This is a genomic window from Stenotrophomonas sp. CCNWLW162, assembly GCF_037203745.1.
In the GTDB taxonomy this organism is placed as follows: Bacteria; Pseudomonadota; Gammaproteobacteria; order Xanthomonadales; family Xanthomonadaceae; genus Stenotrophomonas; species Stenotrophomonas maltophilia_AQ.
Map to the genome: position 1 here is coordinate 93,702 of NZ_JBBCBL010000003.1, position 14,948 is coordinate 108,649.

General features: G+C 64.2%; 13 protein-coding genes. 8 read left to right on the forward strand and 5 right to left on the reverse strand.

What is annotated here, in order from left to right:
- Complete coding sequence (locus V9K93_RS09295) at positions 1-2,391, reverse strand: TonB-dependent receptor plug domain-containing protein (protein WP_337302430.1); 2,391 nt, start codon at positions 2,389-2,391, stop codon at positions 1-3.
- A gap of 112 nt (positions 2,392-2,503) precedes the next feature.
- On the opposite strand from V9K93_RS09295, the gene V9K93_RS09300 reads away from it, so the two are divergent.
- On the forward strand, positions 2,504-4,156 hold the full coding sequence (locus tag V9K93_RS09300; RefSeq protein WP_337302431.1) for an ABC transporter ATP-binding protein: 1,653 nt from the start codon (positions 2,504-2,506) through the stop codon (positions 4,154-4,156).
- Positions 4,157-4,189: 33 nt separating this feature from the next.
- Here the strand turns inward: V9K93_RS09300 and V9K93_RS09305 are convergent, their stop codons facing one another.
- Positions 4,190-5,437 carry an arsenic transporter gene (locus V9K93_RS09305; RefSeq protein WP_295380884.1) on the reverse strand — a complete coding sequence of 416 codons (1,248 nt, stop codon included), beginning with the start codon at positions 5,435-5,437 and terminating at the stop codon, positions 4,190-4,192.
- A gap of 245 nt (positions 5,438-5,682) precedes the next feature.
- Between V9K93_RS09305 and V9K93_RS09310 the strand changes: the two genes are divergently transcribed.
- A complete protein-coding gene (locus V9K93_RS09310; RefSeq protein ID WP_046985540.1) occupies positions 5,683-5,895 on the forward strand; it encodes a hypothetical protein in 213 nt (70 codons plus the stop codon).
- An 89-nt stretch (positions 5,896-5,984) separates the two neighbouring features.
- The gene (locus V9K93_RS09315) at positions 5,985-6,542 is read left to right on the forward strand and encodes a hypothetical protein (RefSeq protein ID WP_248298403.1); all 558 of its coding nucleotides are present in this window, start codon (positions 5,985-5,987) and stop codon (positions 6,540-6,542) included.
- Here the strand turns inward: V9K93_RS09315 and V9K93_RS09320 are convergent.
- The 3 genes from V9K93_RS09320 to msuE are packed head-to-tail and all read right to left on the reverse strand — an operon-like array spanning position 6,499 to position 9,191.
- Positions 6,499-7,533: a methionine synthase gene (locus V9K93_RS09320; protein WP_337302432.1), complete on the reverse strand. Its 1,035-nt coding sequence runs from the start codon at positions 7,531-7,533 to the stop codon at positions 6,499-6,501. The two genes, V9K93_RS09315 and V9K93_RS09320, sit on opposite strands and share 44 nt — an antisense overlap.
- Before the next feature lie 40 nt (positions 7,534-7,573).
- A complete protein-coding gene (locus V9K93_RS09325; RefSeq protein WP_337302433.1) occupies positions 7,574-8,551 on the reverse strand; it encodes a DUF1852 domain-containing protein in 978 nt (325 codons plus the stop codon).
- A 58-nt stretch (positions 8,552-8,609) separates the two neighbouring features.
- Entirely contained in the window at positions 8,610-9,191 is a 582-nt protein-coding gene (gene msuE / locus V9K93_RS09330) for an FMN reductase (RefSeq protein ID WP_046985537.1), read from the reverse strand.
- Positions 9,192-9,367: 176 nt separating this feature from the next.
- On the opposite strand from msuE, the gene V9K93_RS09335 reads away from it, so the two are divergent.
- From V9K93_RS09335 to V9K93_RS09360, 5 genes are all read left to right on the forward strand, one after another.
- Positions 9,368-10,282, forward strand: a complete 915-nt coding sequence (locus V9K93_RS09335; RefSeq protein WP_046985536.1) for a LysR family transcriptional regulator — start codon at positions 9,368-9,370, stop codon at positions 10,280-10,282.
- A complete protein-coding gene (locus tag V9K93_RS09340) occupies positions 10,282-11,151 on the forward strand; it encodes a methylenetetrahydrofolate reductase (protein ID WP_136638024.1) in 870 nt (289 codons plus the stop codon). Before V9K93_RS09335 ends, V9K93_RS09340 begins: the two co-directional genes overlap by 1 nt.
- Positions 11,152-11,282: 131 nt before the next feature.
- Positions 11,283-12,116, forward strand: coding sequence for a S1 family peptidase (locus V9K93_RS09345; RefSeq protein WP_337302434.1), 834 nt, complete (start codon positions 11,283-11,285; stop codon positions 12,114-12,116).
- A gap of 341 nt (positions 12,117-12,457) precedes the next feature.
- Positions 12,458-12,787, forward strand: a complete 330-nt coding sequence (locus tag V9K93_RS09350) for a hypothetical protein (protein WP_337302435.1) — start codon at positions 12,458-12,460, stop codon at positions 12,785-12,787.
- A 1,815-nt stretch (positions 12,788-14,602) separates the two neighbouring features.
- Positions 14,603-14,758: a hypothetical protein gene (locus V9K93_RS09360; RefSeq protein WP_337302436.1), complete on the forward strand. Its 156-nt coding sequence runs from the start codon at positions 14,603-14,605 to the stop codon at positions 14,756-14,758.
- Positions 14,759-14,948: the final 190 nt, after the last annotated feature.

Consider the following 14,948-nt stretch of genomic DNA (forward strand, 5'->3'; position numbering starts at 1 on the left):
CTACCAGCGGTGCGTCAGCGTCATGGACAGGAAGCGGCCCAGCGCTGTCGCATTGGTGGGGTCGTAGCCGGTATTGATGCTGTTGACGACGAACGGCGGATCCCGGTCGAACAGGTTCTGCACGTTGAACGCAAGCGAGGTGCCACGCTGCGGGTCCGCCGATGCACCGAAGTGGTAGGCGAGGTTCAGATCGACCGTCGTCCAGGAGCTGACGTGGGGCCGGGCGACATTGGCGGGGTCGCGGTAACTGTCCACGTAGTTCACGAAGATCCCCGCCGCGGCCTGCTGCCGGCTCAGCACGACACCGCCACGCATCTTCAGGTCCACCGGGTAGTACACCGAATTCACCGCATCCACCTCGGGTGACGTACTGGTCACACGACGCTTTGATTCGATGATGTACTGCCCGGCCAGGCTCGTCGCGATGTGGATCTGGCCGGCGTCGAACCCATAGGATCCGCTGAAGTCGACACCACGCTGCCGGGTAAAGGCGTTGTTGCGGAAGCGGTTGTCGAGGATCACCTGGCTGTTGGTTTCGTCCATGCCTGGCGGCAACGCGTACGGCCCCACGCGCGAGACGAACAGGCCCAGGCCAGACACGCCCAGCTGGCGTGCCTGCTGGATCTGCTGTTGCGTGGGATTGGTGGTCAGGATGTCTGCATAAGGTGCGGTTGACTGCTGGAACAGCGACGGGAAGCTGCCGCCGAAACCACTGCCGATGCGGTCAGCGTATTCAATGTGGTAGTAGTTCGCGTCGATCTTGAGGCCGGGCACGGACGGCGGCGCGAACGAGAAGCCGCCGGTCCAGGTCTTGGCACGCTCAGACCCCAGATCCGGATTGCCGTTGGACAGCATCATCAGGATCGTATTGCCAGCGGGCGCGCCTGGGTTGGGCACGTTCGCCACCACCACGGTGTTGTTCAGCTGCATGTCCTGGTACACCGGCGCCCGGTAGGAACGGCCATAGCTGGTGCGGAACGAAAGCCCCTGGGTCGTCTCCCACAGCAGGCCGAACTTGGGATTCAGCGTGGAACCGAAATCGCTGTAGTCGTCGTAGCGTGCTGCCGCGGTCAGGGACAGGCTGCGCACGCCCGGCAGATCCTTCAGCAGCGGAACGTTGAGCTCGGCAAAGGCGGACCTCACGGTGCGCTGCAGGTCGAGTGGCTTTTCCAGGCCGCGGTGATCGATCAGTTCATAGCCGTCGCGGCGGTAACCCGCGCCGAATGCCGCGCGGACCCCACCGGCGGGCAGGGTGAACAGCTCGCCGTCGGCGACCAGGTCCAGGTAGCGCGATTCGGAGTTGGTATTGGTGGGCGGTGCGGTACTGGCCGAGCTGCCGGTGATGGTCGTGCGCTGGTAGGACACATCGCTCCTGCCGAACCCCGAATCCAGGCGCGCCTGCCACCCGCGCGGAAGATCCAGCGTGAGTCCGGCGAACAGGTCGAACTGCCGCGTGTGCGGGAACAACCGGGTTTCGTCGGCGGTGCCGGAAATGGTGGTATCCATCTCGCGCTTGGCGAACGAGCCGGTCATGTTCAGGGTCAGCACATCGCTGAGCTGCTGCACACCGTCCACATACAGGCTGTGGCGCTTGGATCCCGGGTAGAGGTCGTACGGCTTGACCCGCACGTTCTTCGAGAAATCCTTGTCGACTGCCGGCAGGTTGCTCTGCTTCAGGAACTCGTAGCTGGCCAGCACATGGCCGCCATCCCATGACCAGCCTGCCGACTGCGATGCCTGGTACTCTTCCATGCCGCCGGCGGTGACGGCGCCATAGCGCACAGCAGTTTCGTACCCGGTGAAGTCGCGGCGCAGGACGATGTTGACCACGCCGCCGACCGCATCGGTGCCATAGATGGCCGAGGCACCATCGGTGAGGATCTCAACGCGTTCCACCGCGCTCAACGGTATCAGCGAGACATCCACGTACTGGTAGCGGTTCGACGAGGTCACGCGATGGCCGTTGATCAGGGTCAACGTGGTGCCGGTTCCCAGGCCGCGCAGGTTGATGGCGGTGCCCTGGCCGAAGTTGTTGCCGGTATCGCGGTCGACGCCAAGGTTGGCGACGTTGGCACCATTGGCGCCACCGCCGAAGTTCTGCGGCAGTTTCTCGAACAGCTGCTGCACGGTAGCCACGCCGGTGCGGTCGATGGCCTCCTTGTCGATCACGATGATCGGGGATGCGCCGCCGCCAATGGCATCGCGGATGTTGCTGCCGACCACCAGCACCTGGTCCAGGGTCGCAGTCGGTGCCTTGGGCGCTGCGCCTGCCGCTTTCGAACCGCGGTCATTGCCGGAGTTCTGGGCCAGTGCGGGCAGGCTGGCCAGCAGTGCAGCGGCAATGCTGAGGGCCATGAGTGCGCGTGGCGCGGCAGCGGATACGTTCGTCATTCCCCGATCCATCGATCCCATCCGAAAGTGGCCTGCGACGTGGCTACGCCGCTCCGAATAGATATGTTATAGCATATCATTCAAGGGTTGAATCCACGCCGGAACAAGGCCGATGAAGAAGACTGCTGTTCCGCCACCCGTCGCTGAGATCCTGGGCGCGTACTGGAAGGCTGACTGCAGGCTGCTGCTGCTCATCGCCGGCAGTGTCCTGCTGTCCAGCCTGGCCAGCGTTGCTGCGCCGTACCTTTTCTCGCGCCTGATCGACCGGTTGCCCATCGACGGGGCCAGCGCCCTGGCGGGGGGATTCCTGCTCTACGCCATCATCCTGGGCGCGGCCAGCGCCCTGCAGAACACGGTGCAGTACCTGTCGTTCCTCAGCGGCGAGAACCTCGGCTTCATCACCAGTACCCGCTACTTCGCCCGTCTGCTGAAGAAGACCAACAGCTTCTTCCTGGACTACAACGCCGCCGAGCTGCAAGTAGCAGGGGAGAAAGGCCGTGGCGCGCTGAAGATCGTGGTGCAGCTTGGGTTGGTGGCCTTCATTCCCAGTGCGCTGCAGATTGTGCTGACCCTGATCACGCTGGGCGCGCTGATCAACCTGCAGGTGGTGCTGATCGTGCTGGTCTACGGCACGGTGGCTGTCACCGTTTCCGCGATTGCTACCCGGCGTGCCCGCATCCATCGCGAAGCGGCGGTCGAGGCCGGGCAGCAGAACGCGCGCTTCGTCGGCAATGCCATGAATGCCATGGAGACGCTGCGCCAGTTCGGCGGCAGCGCCTGGATGGTGCAGCGCTTCGAGCAGAAGGCCCAGGAGGTGCGCGACAGCTGGCGCGCCTATGTACTGCAGCGGATCGGCTTCATTGCGCTGCTGGGCATCGGCCTGGCGGTCGAGTTCATCGTTACCTTCCACCTGTTGCTGCCGCGCTACCAGAGCGGCGGCCTGAGCGTCGGCGACATCGTCCTGTTCAACCTGCTGCTGCTCCAGCTCAACATGCCGTTCGAGATGATCGCCCGTTCGATCGATGACGTCGCGCGCTCGTGGAGCATGCTGGCCCCGCTTTCCACCCTCTGGGCAGCGCCCGAGGAGCGACAGGCAGCCGATGCCCAGCGCTTTGCGGGTGAAAGCGGCGGGCTGGCGTTCGAGCGGGTCAGCTACCGCTATGGCAACGGTCGCGGGGTAAGCGATGTCTCCTTCGAGGCCGGACGTGGCGGCATCAATTTCCTGATCGGGCCAACCGGGGCAGGGAAGTCGACGCTGTTCAAGCTTGCCCTGAATTCGATCGATCCCCAGCGTGGCCGGATCCTGGTCGATGGTGTTGACCTGTCCCGGATCGACCGTGCGGCGTGGCATGCCGCCGTCGCGGTGGTTCCGCAGGATGTCATCCTGCTCAACGAAAGCCTGGCCGACAACATCCTGCTGGGGCGCGCGCGTGACGATGATCGGCTGCGGCATGCCGCACGCAAGGCGTCGATCCTGCCGCTGATCGAGGCACTGCCCGAGGGCCTTGAAACCACGGTGGGCGAGCGCGGCCTGAAGTTGTCCGGCGGTGAACGCCAACGCATCGCGATAGCCCGTGCACTGTATGGCGAGCCGGCAATCCTGTTCCTGGACGAGGCAAGCTCTGCGCTGGATGAAGCCACCGAGCGCGAGATCATGGGGCATATCCGCGCACTGGCGAATGACGTAACCGTAGTGGCCATCACCCATCGACGCGGCATCGTGAGCAAGACTGACCGGGTGATTGATCTCGAGGGTGATCGCTGAGCGGTTTGGTCATGGCGACCGAACCCTGCCCGACTAGAGCAGCAACAGCGCCCCGATCAGCGCAGGCGGCATCACCAGCGCGCCGACGCGCAGGAAGTCGAGCGCGCTGACATGCTCGCCCTCGCGGCGCAGCGCCACCAGCCACAGCATCGTGGCCAACGAGCCGGTCACCGACAGGTTGGGGCCCAGGTCCACGCCGACCAGCAATGCGGCGCGGGTCTGTGCCGGCAGATCGGCCATCTGGCCCAGCGAGCCTGCGGCCAGGCCGACCGGCAGATTGTTGGCCACGTTGCTCAGCAATGCCGCCGCGCCACCGGCCAGCCAGCTGGCCCGGTGTGGCGATGCCTGCGCCACGGCCTGCAGCGCGCTGGCCGCCGTCTGGATGACACCGGTCTGGGCCACCGCTTCCACCAGCACGAACAGGCCGGCCACCAGCGGCAGTACGCCCCATGACACATGGCGCAGCAGCGGCAACGGACTGCGCCGCTGGCGCATCGCCACCACCGCCACGCTCAGTGTGCCTGCGCAGAACGTGGCCAGGCCGAGCGGGCCATTCAGCGCGGAGGTCACCAGCAGCACGGTGCCGGTGAACAGCACGCCCAGTGCGCTGAGCCGGCCGCCTTCGGTCAGCGGGCGATATTCCGGGGCTGCCACCAGTGGCTGCGCGATCTCGCGCCGATGCACCCAGCGCAGCACCAGGTAGGTGGCACCGATGGCGGCCAGCGACGGCAGCGCGAACTGTGCCAGCCATTGCGTCAGCGGGGGCATGTGCTGGCCGTACACCACCAGGTTGGCCGGGTTGGAAATGGGCAGCACGAAGCTGGCCGCGTTGGCGATGAACGCACAGACGAACAGATAGGGCAGGGGGTTGGCGCGGGCGGCCTTGCAGGCGGCGTAGACCGCCGGGGTCAGCACCACCGCCGTGGCATCGTTGGAAAGGAACACGGTCACCAGCGTGCCGACCAGGAACACCAGGTCGAACAGGCGTCGTCCCGAGCCACCCGCATGGCGGACCGCGTACAACGCCAGCCAGTCGAACAGCCCTTCGCGGCGGGCCAGCTCGGCCAGCACCATCATGCCGGCCAGGAACAGATAGACATCGCGCCCCTCGGCCACCGCGTGCAAGGTCGTGCCGAACGACACCGCTCCCAGCAGTGGAAGCAGAAGCGCAGCCCCCAGTGCCCACACGTACTCCGGAATGCGGAATGGCCGGAACAGCAGGCCTACGGTGGCAACGGCCACGGCCACCCAGATGAGGAAAGAGGAGTAGGAAGCGAGCATCGGGCGGGGTATCTCAACGGCGCCGACGCGTACCTCGCAGGAACGCGCCCGCTGCAATCACGGCAGTTCGGGGAAGGCCGCATCATACTCCGTGAGGTGCACCCGAGCTGTAGAGCCGAGCCCATGCTCGGCTGCTTGCCGCGTGGCCCCGGCACCCACGCTCCGCGAACGTTTTCTTCGGGCGCTCTTCACCGTCGCTCCGCTTAGAGTGAAGGCCACTCATGGCGCCAAGCGTGGAATCAACGATGTCCGAGTACCGGGACTGGATCTTCAATGCCAACGGCCGAACCCTGGTGGCCCGGGTGGAGCTGGATGGCGACGGCGGCGGCACCATCAACCGCTACCAGTTGACTCCGGGTCCCGCGCAGTCCGGGCTGTGCATCAAGGTGGCCTCGCAGGCCGAAGCCGCAAAGAAGCTCGAAACCGAGGTGGCGAAGCTGCTAGGGCCGCAGTGGTGAAGAGGCCGTAGCTGGGAGCTGAAGCTGCAGCGTTGCTTCGGCCACCCGCAATCTCAGTCCGTGCGACGGCCAATCGTATTCTTCCGGCCATGCATTCGCCTTCCGACCCTGCAGATTTCATGACGGCCCCCCGGCCCTCCGGCTGGGTGCAAAGCGGTGACCGCTGGGATCTGTGGTGGAACGGCCGCTCCGTGGCCATCATCGTGCCGCATGCCGTGTTGGGTTTCCGCCTGCTCCTGGACGTGCGGAAATCACCCCAGCCCAAGGTGGTGGCCGCCGCGAATGCTCGGCAGGCCAAGCGCTACGCCGAGCGCTGGTGCGCCGCCCGGCTCTGCCCGCAGTTGCGGTTGCGCGATGCGGTGGCGCGGCTGGTAGATGCCGTTACTCCACTTCCAATGACGTCCACGCGGCAGCAGCGGCAGCAGGCGCGGCGCCTGGCCGAGGCTGGGTCGCACGAGATGGGCCGGATCAAGGAGGCGCTGGCGTCGAGGCCCTCAGTGATGCTGACCAAGGCCGAGGTGCCGGGGCGGGGTGGAGCCTGGCCGATACCAGGCCAGGCTCCGTCAACCCGACGCCCGGATGGGAGGGTGTTCCCGGCCGGGGCTACGCCAAGAGCTCCTCGCGCACGATCTTCGCCCCTGCGCTGAGCGCCTGCAGCTTGCCCCGTGCCACCTCGCGCGCCAGTGGTGCCATGCCACAGTTGGTACTCGGGTAGAGCTTGTCGGCATCCACGAACTGCAGCGCCTTGCGCAGGGTGTTGGCCACTTCCTCAGCCGTCTCCACCTTGCTGGAGGCCACGTCGATGGCGCCGACCATCACCTTCTTGCCGCGCACCAGCTCGATCAGATCGATCGGTACGTGCGAGTTGTGGCATTCCAGCGAGATGATGTCGAGGTTGGAGGTCTGCAGCTTCGGGAAAGACTCCTCGTACTGGCGCCATTCCGATCCCAGGGTCTGCTTCCAGTCGGTGTTGGCCTTGATGCCGTAGCCATAACAGATGTGCACGGCGGTCTCGCACTTCAGCCCTTCGATCGCACGTTCCAGCGCGGCCACGCCCCAGTCGTTCACTTCGTCGAAGAACACGTTGAAGGCGGGCTCGTCGAACTGGATGATGTCGACGCCAGCGGCTTCCAGCTCCTTCGCTTCCTCGTTGAGGATCTTCGCGAATTCCCAGGCCAGCTTCTCGCGGCTCTTGTAGTGCGCGTCGTACAGGGTGTCGATCATGGTCATCGGGCCGGGCAGGGCCCACTTGATCGGTTGCGTGGTCTGCCGGCGCAGGAACTTCGCATCCTCCACGAACACCGGCTTCGGGCGGCTCACGGCGCCGACTACGGTTGGTACGCTGGCGTCGTAACGGTTGCGGATGCGCACGGTTTCGCGTTTCTCGAAATCGACGCCGTTCAGGTGCTCGATGAAGGTCGTGACGAAGTGCTGGCGGGTCTGCTCACCGTCGCTGACGATATCGATGCCGGCGTGCTGCTGCTCCTGCAGGGACAGGCACAGGGCATCCTGCTTGCCTTCGGTCAGGCCTTCGTCCTGCAGCTTCCAGGGCGACCAGAGCTTTTCGGGCTCTGCCAACCAGGAGGGCTTGGGCAGGCTGCCGGCGGTGGAGGTGGGGAGCAGTTTCTTCGTCGACATTGCGTCTTGTGTCCTGAGGGGCGAATGGGAAATCGATGGATCAGCGGGCAGCCCACTGCTCAAGCACGGCGCGGTACGGCTTGATGAAGTGTTCTTCGGTGAACTTGCCCTGTTTGACCGCCAGCTGGCTGCGCTCTTCGCGGTCGTAGACGATGCGGGTGGACGAATAGTCCTGGTGCTTCAGGCTGGGCTGGTAGACCTTGCCGGCCACGGAATTTGCGTTGTAGATCTCCGGGCGATAGATCTTCTGGAACGCCTCCATCGTGCTGACGGTGCCGATCAGTTCCAGGTTCGAGTAATCGCCCAGCAGGTCGCCCTGGAAGTAGAACGCCAGCGGCGCGACGCTGCCCGGCGGCATGAAGTAGCGCACCTGCAGGCCCATCTTGTCGAAGTACTGGTCGGTGGGGGAGAACTCGCCCTGGCGGTACTCCACGCCCAGGATCGGATGGTGGTTCTCGGTACGATGGTAGGTCTTGCTGCTGGAGACGCTGATGCAGATCACCGGCCCCTTGCTGAAGTTGGCACGGTAGGCCTCCGATTCCAGGAAGTGCTGGAACAGCTTGCCGTGCAGGTCGCCGAAGCCTTCCGGAATGCCGAAGGTGGCCTTGCCCTCATTGCTGGCCGGCAGCACCACGCTGAAATCGTAGTCACGCACATAGGACGAGAAGTTGTTGCCGACGATGCCCTCGGTGCGAGCGCCGGTACGCGTGTCGACAATGGTCGGGCGCAGCACTTCGATCAGCGGGAACGGATCGCTGCCATCACCGCCATCGATGTGCATCTCCACCGAGATGATGTCCAGCTCAACAGCGTAACGGTCTGCACTCGGGTTGTCCCAGTGCGCCAGATCGTTGAAGCGGTTGTTGATCATGCTGATCGTGTTGCGCAGGTTTTCCCGGCGGGACTCGCCGCGAGCCAGGTTGGCGAAGTTGGTGGTGATGCGCGTGCCGTCAGCGGGCTGGTAGTCCTCGTTGAAGGGGATGCGCGTGATGCTGAAGGTGAAGTTCTCGGTCGTCATGGGCGGCGTTCCGGGTTGCGGGGGTGACATCCGAATGCGGGTCGCTGGCATTCGGCATTCAAAGGACTGCAGCGGCCTCGGCATTGGCAGGCGCTGCGCGATGGGACAGGGCAAGCAGGGGCATCGCCCGCTGCACCGCCAGCCGTGCGCGCTGGATCAGGGCGTCGTTGTGCACGCGGCCATCAGCGAAATCACGGTCGGTGGCGTACACGCCCAGGGGCAGGGTGCGGGCCTGGAAGAAGCTGAAGAGCGGCCGCAGCTGGTGGTCGATCACCAGTGCGTGGCGCTCGCTGCCGCCGGTGGCGGCCAGCAGGATGGGGGTGTCGACCAGCGCATCCTGGTGGATGAAGTCGAAGAAGTGCTTGAACAGGCCGGTGTACGAGCCGCGGTAGACCGGCGTGGCAACCACCAGTACGTCTGCCTGTTCAACGGCCACCAGCTGCCGCTCGACACCCTCGGGCAGCTGCGAGCGCCATAGCGCACCGGCCAGCTGCGGCGCCAGTTCGCCCAGCTCGATCAGGTGCGGCTCGCAGGCAACGTCCTCGCCGATCAGGTCCAGCAGGTGCTCAGCCAGGGTCGCAGCCCTGGAGGGGCGCTGCAGCCCGCCGGAAACGGCGACGATACGGAGGGGGCGGGTCATCTGTTCGCTTTCAGCAGGGGAGGGAGCTCCTTCGGGCGATCTGCGGGGGCGCAGTCCTGCAGGCCGGCGAGGTGACCGGGCTGGCAGGCAACCGAAGGCATGACCCGATCCTAGTCACGCCCTTCCATGACGTAAAATGGTATTACTTCACCAATCCATGAGCGGTATTCATCGTCATGCTGGAACGGATCCACCTCAGCATCGTGCAGCAGGTCGAGCAGCAGGGCTCGCTCACCGCCGCGGCCGGTGTACTCAACCTGACCCAGTCGGCGCTCAGCCACAGCATGAAGAAGCTGGAGCAGCAGCTGGGCACCGATGTCTGGCTGCGCGAAGGCCGCAGCCTGCGCCTGACCCAGGCCGGGCAATACCTGCTGGCGGTGGCCAATCGGGTGCTGCCGCAGCTGGACCTGGCCGAGGAGCGGCTGGGCCAGTTCGCCCAGGGCGAGCGCGGTGCACTGCGCATCGGCATGGAATGCCATCCCTGCTACCAGTGGTTGCTGAAGATCGTCTCGCCGTACCTGGCCGCGTGGCCGGACGTGGATGTGGACGTCAAGCAGAAGTTCCAGTTCGGCGGCATCGGCGCGCTGTTCGGCTACGAGATCGACCTGCTGGTCACGCCGGACCCGCTGCTGAAGCCGGGGCTGAAGTTCGTGCCGGTGTTCGACTACGAGCAGGTTCTGGTGGTGGCCAGGAACCACGCCCTGGCCAAGGTGGATCACGTAAAACCACGCCAGCTTGGCCAGGAAGTGCTGATCAGCTACCCGGTGCCGTTCGAGCGCCTGGACATCTACAACCAGTTCCTGCTGCCGGCGGGCATCACACCGCGGCGCCACAAGACCATCGAAACCACCGACATCATGATGCAGATGGTGGCCAGCGGTCGCGGCGTGGCTGCCATGCCGCGCTGGCTGGTGGAGGAGTATGCCGCGCGCATGGACGTGGTGCCGGTGCGCCTGGGTGCGAAAGGCATCCCCAAGCAGATCTACCTGGGCGCGCGTGAGGCCGATACGGGTATCGACTACCTGCAGGCCTTCGTCGAACTGGCGCGTAACAGCACGCCGGTTGCCAGCAACGCGCGCGGGGGCGGTTGATGTCTGCACGCACGCCTGACCGGGCGGAGGCCTTCATCAACGCGTTTTCGCTGGAAGTGAGCGCGAAGACCATGCCGGCACTGCGCGCCGAGGCGGCCCGCATCGCCCCCGGAACGACGATCTCGATCCCCTATCTGGCGAGCGAGGACGACGATGCCCGGCTGGCGGCGGCACGCACGGTGCGCGAGCTTGGCTTCGAGCCGATGCCACATCTCTCTGCCCGCCGCATCGGGTCGCGTGCAGCGCTTGAGCGGTTCATGGAGCGTGCCGCCAGCGAAGCCGGGGTAGCGAAGTGCCTGCTGATCGCGGGTGATCTTTCCACGCCCGCCGGGCCGTATGCCGACAGTACTTCGATCATCGAAACCGGTCTTCTTGAGCGTTGCGGCATCAAGGTTGTTGCCATGGGCGGGCATCCGGAAGGGCATCCGGTGATGAACGCCGAGGATCGGTGGCGCGTGCTGGAACGCAAGTGCCAGGCCATCGAGGCGCGGGGCATGGCGCCGCTGATCATCTCCCAGTTCGGCTTCGATGCCGGTGTCGTTCTGGCCTGGCTGGATGCGCTGCGTGCCCGCGGCATCACCGCTCCGGTGCTGGTCGGCGTGCCGGGGCCGGCGAGTATCGCGCGGCTGCTGCGCTACGCCGCGATGTGCGGCGTGGGGGCCAGCGCATCGATGCTGGCCCGGTACGGCATCTCGATCGGCCGGCTGCTGGGAACGGCAGGACCAGAGGTTTTCGTTGATAGGCTGGTAAATGGGTTGGAGAACACCCATGGCCAGGTCAGCCCGCATCTGTTCCCTTTTGGTGGCATTGTGCCGTCGCTGGAGTGGATTGAGCAGTACCGGCGGCGTGCCTCTGTCACCGGCCGCTGATGCCGTGCACATGGTTCCGCAACCAGTTTCCCTGTGTTCGTCGTCCAGTACGGGGCCTTGGTCACATGGCCTGCTGAGCATCCACGTGTTCAACTAGGCTTGCAGCAACTGACCGCAAGGACGAGGCTCCCATGGTTCGCTGGCTGTTCCTGGCGCTTGCCGCGCTGCCGTTCGCTGCTGGAGCGGTGGTCATCCGTCACGATGTGGACGATGCCCGATACCGGATCGATGGAACCGAGTTTCCTGCCCTGGCCGACATGCCGGGCGAAGGGCAGGGCGTTCTGATCGCGTCGCAGTGGGTGCTGACGGCAGCGCATGCCGCACCGATGGAGGGGATGGGGCAGACCATCGCCATCAATGGCAAGGACTACAGCGTGGAGCGCGTGGTCGTGCATCCCGGCTACAGGAGAATGCCCGACGCATTGGGCAAGGAGGCGCTGGCGACAGGGAGCCCGGCGAAGATACACGCGTTCCTGGCCACATCGGATGACATTGCACTGATCCGGCTCGCAGCGCCCGTGAACGATGTGCAGCCCGTCGTGCTGTATCGCAGCAGTGCCGAGGTCGCGCAGGTCGCCGCTTTGATCGGAAAGGGCGCCACCGGCAACGGTGCGATGGGACTGGTACCGGGCGGACCGCACCGCACCACGCTGCGTCGGGCATACAACGCGATTACCGGTGGCAATGATCGTTATCTCTGGTATCGGTTCGATGCCCCGCCGCAAGGTCTGCCACTTGAAGGCGTGTTGGGCAGCGGCGATAGCGGCGGTCCACTGGTGATCGAGGATCACGGCGTCTGGCAACTGGTTGGCCTGGGCTCCTGGATCACCGCTGCTCCCGAGCATGCCCTTGAAGCCGGCTTCTATGGCCAGGTGGTGCACAACGTCCGGGTATCGCGTTATGTGGATTGGATCGAGAGCACCCTCGGTGCGCCCGGTTACCGCCCAGCAACCCCCAATGACTGACAGCTGCCGCTGGCTGCAGGGCGCGTGAGTGCGAATAGTGAGCGCCATGGCGATGACGCCGCACCGCCACTTACCAAGGGGACTGGCCGTGAACATGCTGCAGCAACTCGCCTCGCAGACGCCGACCTGGGTCTGGCTGCTTCGTTTCGTGGCGACTGGACGCGGCGGGCAATGGGCTGGAGGCCGCAGGCTGAGCTTGATCTGGCCGTGACGCGTCTCGTCAAGCGCCAAGCCCCAGGACATTGGTGCATGGACGAGGGGGATGAACCGTTCACTCCGAGGGCCTACCTGGCAGGCACCACTTGGCGGATACTCAGGATGATCAACCAGAGGGCCGACGCTTGAGCGCCTCGATGCTTCCCAGAATCATCGGCTTCGATGTGCCACAACTACGTGAGCATGTGGACTTGTCCGCGGACGAAGCAATTACCGCTCTGCTGGATCTGGAGCCCGGTGCGCGATGGACGGAGCTGTTCGTCATGAAGTGCGAAGCCCTGGCATCTCAACTCTCACTGGCCGAAGTCCGTGTCGAGGGCTCGAAGATCTTCTTCTATGGGTCAATCAGCGACGCCCGCGGACTGGCAAGCGCAGTCATGTCCATTATGCACGTACTGAACGACCAGTTGATGCGAGAAGGAAATGATGTGGCTAGTCGACAGGGCGATGCCTGAGGTTGCCATTTCGATTGGACGGCTCGGTTACGGACAGAAGCATCCAGCATCCAGTGGCGATTTCTGCCGCGCCGGGATTACCGCGCAGGCTTGAACGCTTGGCGAGCCGTTCCTGCAGATCCTCGAGCCATGCTGAGCGTGTTCCATGAGGGTTCCTGACATAGATATCACACGCCAGCCGAATGACCGGGGCAACCTCGTGCCGGAAATTGACTGCGGGTAGCGCGCCCAGGTTGAACGCGGTTTCCCAGTGGGTGAGTTCACGGTCTACGTCGACGTAGTGCCTGCTTCTTGTGCGTTCCATTGCTGTTCTCCTTCAGGGAGATCACTGTACACCCCTTCGCAGGCCAGGCCTGTTCATGGCGCTCGTTCATCCGGGAGGGATCTGCGCACGTCGAGATAACGGATGGATGGGCACTGTCAACCGCAGCAGGGTGACAATGAGCATGACAAGTCAAGTTCCGGGCATGAGAAACCGAGTGATCCCGGCCGTGACATCCGTCACTAAGGCATAGGAAGAGGTCGCGCTCGGCGCGGCTACTTCCGCATTCATTGGGGAATGGCATGTCCTCCCGGTCCCAGGCTGTGAGTCTGATGACGAAGATCATGTTCCAGTGCCGTCCAGAGAAAACGACGACCATGGCGTGTTGCCGATTCTGTTGTGCGCCCAGCCATGGCGGAATGGAGTGTGCACGGTGCTTGACTGAGAAGCTTGGTGCAGCCATCGGGAATCGAGGGGTAGCGTTCAGTTGGTTGGAATCGTTCAGGGCTGTCCAGGAAGAAGAGATGCACGTTTTTCTATGTGCGAGGAAAGTCGACGGGTCAGCGTGGTAGGCGTCGCATTCGGAGCTGACATTGCCTGAGCGTATGCTTGAGGCTTCCAAGGGCACGGATCTACTGTGCTCCTCCAAAGCCGCGCACACTTGCCTGGACCCTGAGTTCTCAGTGATCCATGCAGAGGAATCCGGGAATCGCAATGGCCAGACTGGATCAAGCTCGACCGCCAGGGGTGCGCTGGCTGTTCTTTCGCCTTCGCAGCGGGCAGTCGATCAGTCCCGCAAGGCTGATGTCCGTCTGGTGCGAAGCTGCTGAATCGAACGAGTGCGCTGTACGCCGCGAGACCATTGACGGTGCTGGCTACGTGTATGCCCTTTATGCACCGAACGGTCTGCGCTCACCCCGCGGGGTTGAGCTGCGCATGAGGGCGCTTCTGGAGCAGGCAGGTTACGCCTTTACGATGGGTTCGCTGGCTGGAAGGCATCCGGGCGACGGGTAGATCATTGGCGCCGGCATTGCTCGAGCCAGTGGTGCCATATCTCCATTTCATCCATCAGCCCTGTAGCCCCGCAAGCCGGGCACATCAGTGTCGTGCCTGTCGGGCCCGCTCTGAGCCCGGCGCTCTCGGTCATTGAGGACCGCAGCCCACAGTTCTTGCATGTTGATCGCACCTGCTCGAGGTGGACGATTGCATCATTGCGCGCGAGAAGAAGTTGGATCGTGTGGATCCTGAAGGCATTGGGAGGATGCATGTGCCGAGCCGTCTGGGGGCTGGACTTGGGGGCGAAGCATTTCGCGCCTGGGAAGAGCCGTGAGACAGGAGTGTGGCACCTGCAGGTTAACGGTTGATCAAACCACGTCCGGCGACCTGCATTGCCAGGCATGCCACTCGGATTGCCATCACATGGATGCATTGGAGCTTTGGCGGCGACGGGGTGTTCATGCGGGGTGTTCATTTTCCGCTCTGAAAGCGACCTGTGAACAACAGGGGTGGGCGCATGCTGCTCATGCGGTGAATCCATCGCGATGGAGTAGACCATGAATGACTTTAAACGTGACGCCTCGAACTCGAACAAGCCCGCGGTTGCCGAACCGGACGCTGGGAAGCAGAAGCAGCAGGCACAGCAACTTCAGGACAAGGAGTCCAAGGACCGCCATGCCAACAAGGATGGATCGCACAAGCCGAACAAGTAATCTCGGCTGCAGGTAGTTGGAGGAGGGCGGCGCAGGCCTGCGTTGCCCCCTTTCTGTGGAAGGAGTAACGGGTGTGAGCAGGTTGAATGACAGAAGCACGGACGCGGAGGCCCTGATGGTACGCATTGCCTATCAGCTCCGAAGTCCCTCGGAGACCACATTGCTGCCTTGCAAGAGATGCCGCAGGCCG

What these genes read in the sequence shown, in the direction of transcription:
- V9K93_RS09295 (WP_337302430.1), bottom strand. Translation starts at nt 2,391, where the DNA reads ATGACGAACGTATCCGCTGCCGCGCCACGCGCACTCATGGCCCTCAGC.
- V9K93_RS09325 (WP_337302433.1), bottom strand. Translation starts at nt 8,551, where the DNA reads ATGACGACCGAGAACTTCACCTTCAGCATCACGCGCATCCCCTTCAAC.
- V9K93_RS09300 (WP_337302431.1), top strand. Translation starts at nt 2,504, where the DNA reads ATGAAGAAGACTGCTGTTCCGCCACCCGTCGCTGAGATCCTGGGCGCG.
- V9K93_RS09305 (WP_295380884.1), bottom strand. Translation starts at nt 5,437, where the DNA reads ATGCTCGCTTCCTACTCCTCTTTCCTCATCTGGGTGGCCGTGGCCGTT.
- V9K93_RS09340 (WP_136638024.1), top strand. Translation starts at nt 10,282, where the DNA reads ATGTCTGCACGCACGCCTGACCGGGCGGAGGCCTTCATCAACGCGTTT.
- msuE (WP_046985537.1), bottom strand. Translation starts at nt 9,191, where the DNA reads ATGACCCGCCCCCTCCGTATCGTCGCCGTTTCCGGCGGGCTGCAGCGC.
- V9K93_RS09360 (WP_337302436.1), top strand. Translation starts at nt 14,603, where the DNA reads ATGAATGACTTTAAACGTGACGCCTCGAACTCGAACAAGCCCGCGGTT.
- V9K93_RS09335 (WP_046985536.1), top strand. Translation starts at nt 9,368, where the DNA reads ATGCTGGAACGGATCCACCTCAGCATCGTGCAGCAGGTCGAGCAGCAG.
- V9K93_RS09320 (WP_337302432.1), bottom strand. Translation starts at nt 7,533, where the DNA reads ATGTCGACGAAGAAACTGCTCCCCACCTCCACCGCCGGCAGCCTGCCC.
- V9K93_RS09310 (WP_046985540.1), top strand. Translation starts at nt 5,683, where the DNA reads ATGTCCGAGTACCGGGACTGGATCTTCAATGCCAACGGCCGAACCCTG.
- V9K93_RS09345 (WP_337302434.1), top strand. Translation starts at nt 11,283, where the DNA reads ATGGTTCGCTGGCTGTTCCTGGCGCTTGCCGCGCTGCCGTTCGCTGCT.
- V9K93_RS09315 (WP_248298403.1), top strand. Translation starts at nt 5,985, where the DNA reads ATGCATTCGCCTTCCGACCCTGCAGATTTCATGACGGCCCCCCGGCCC.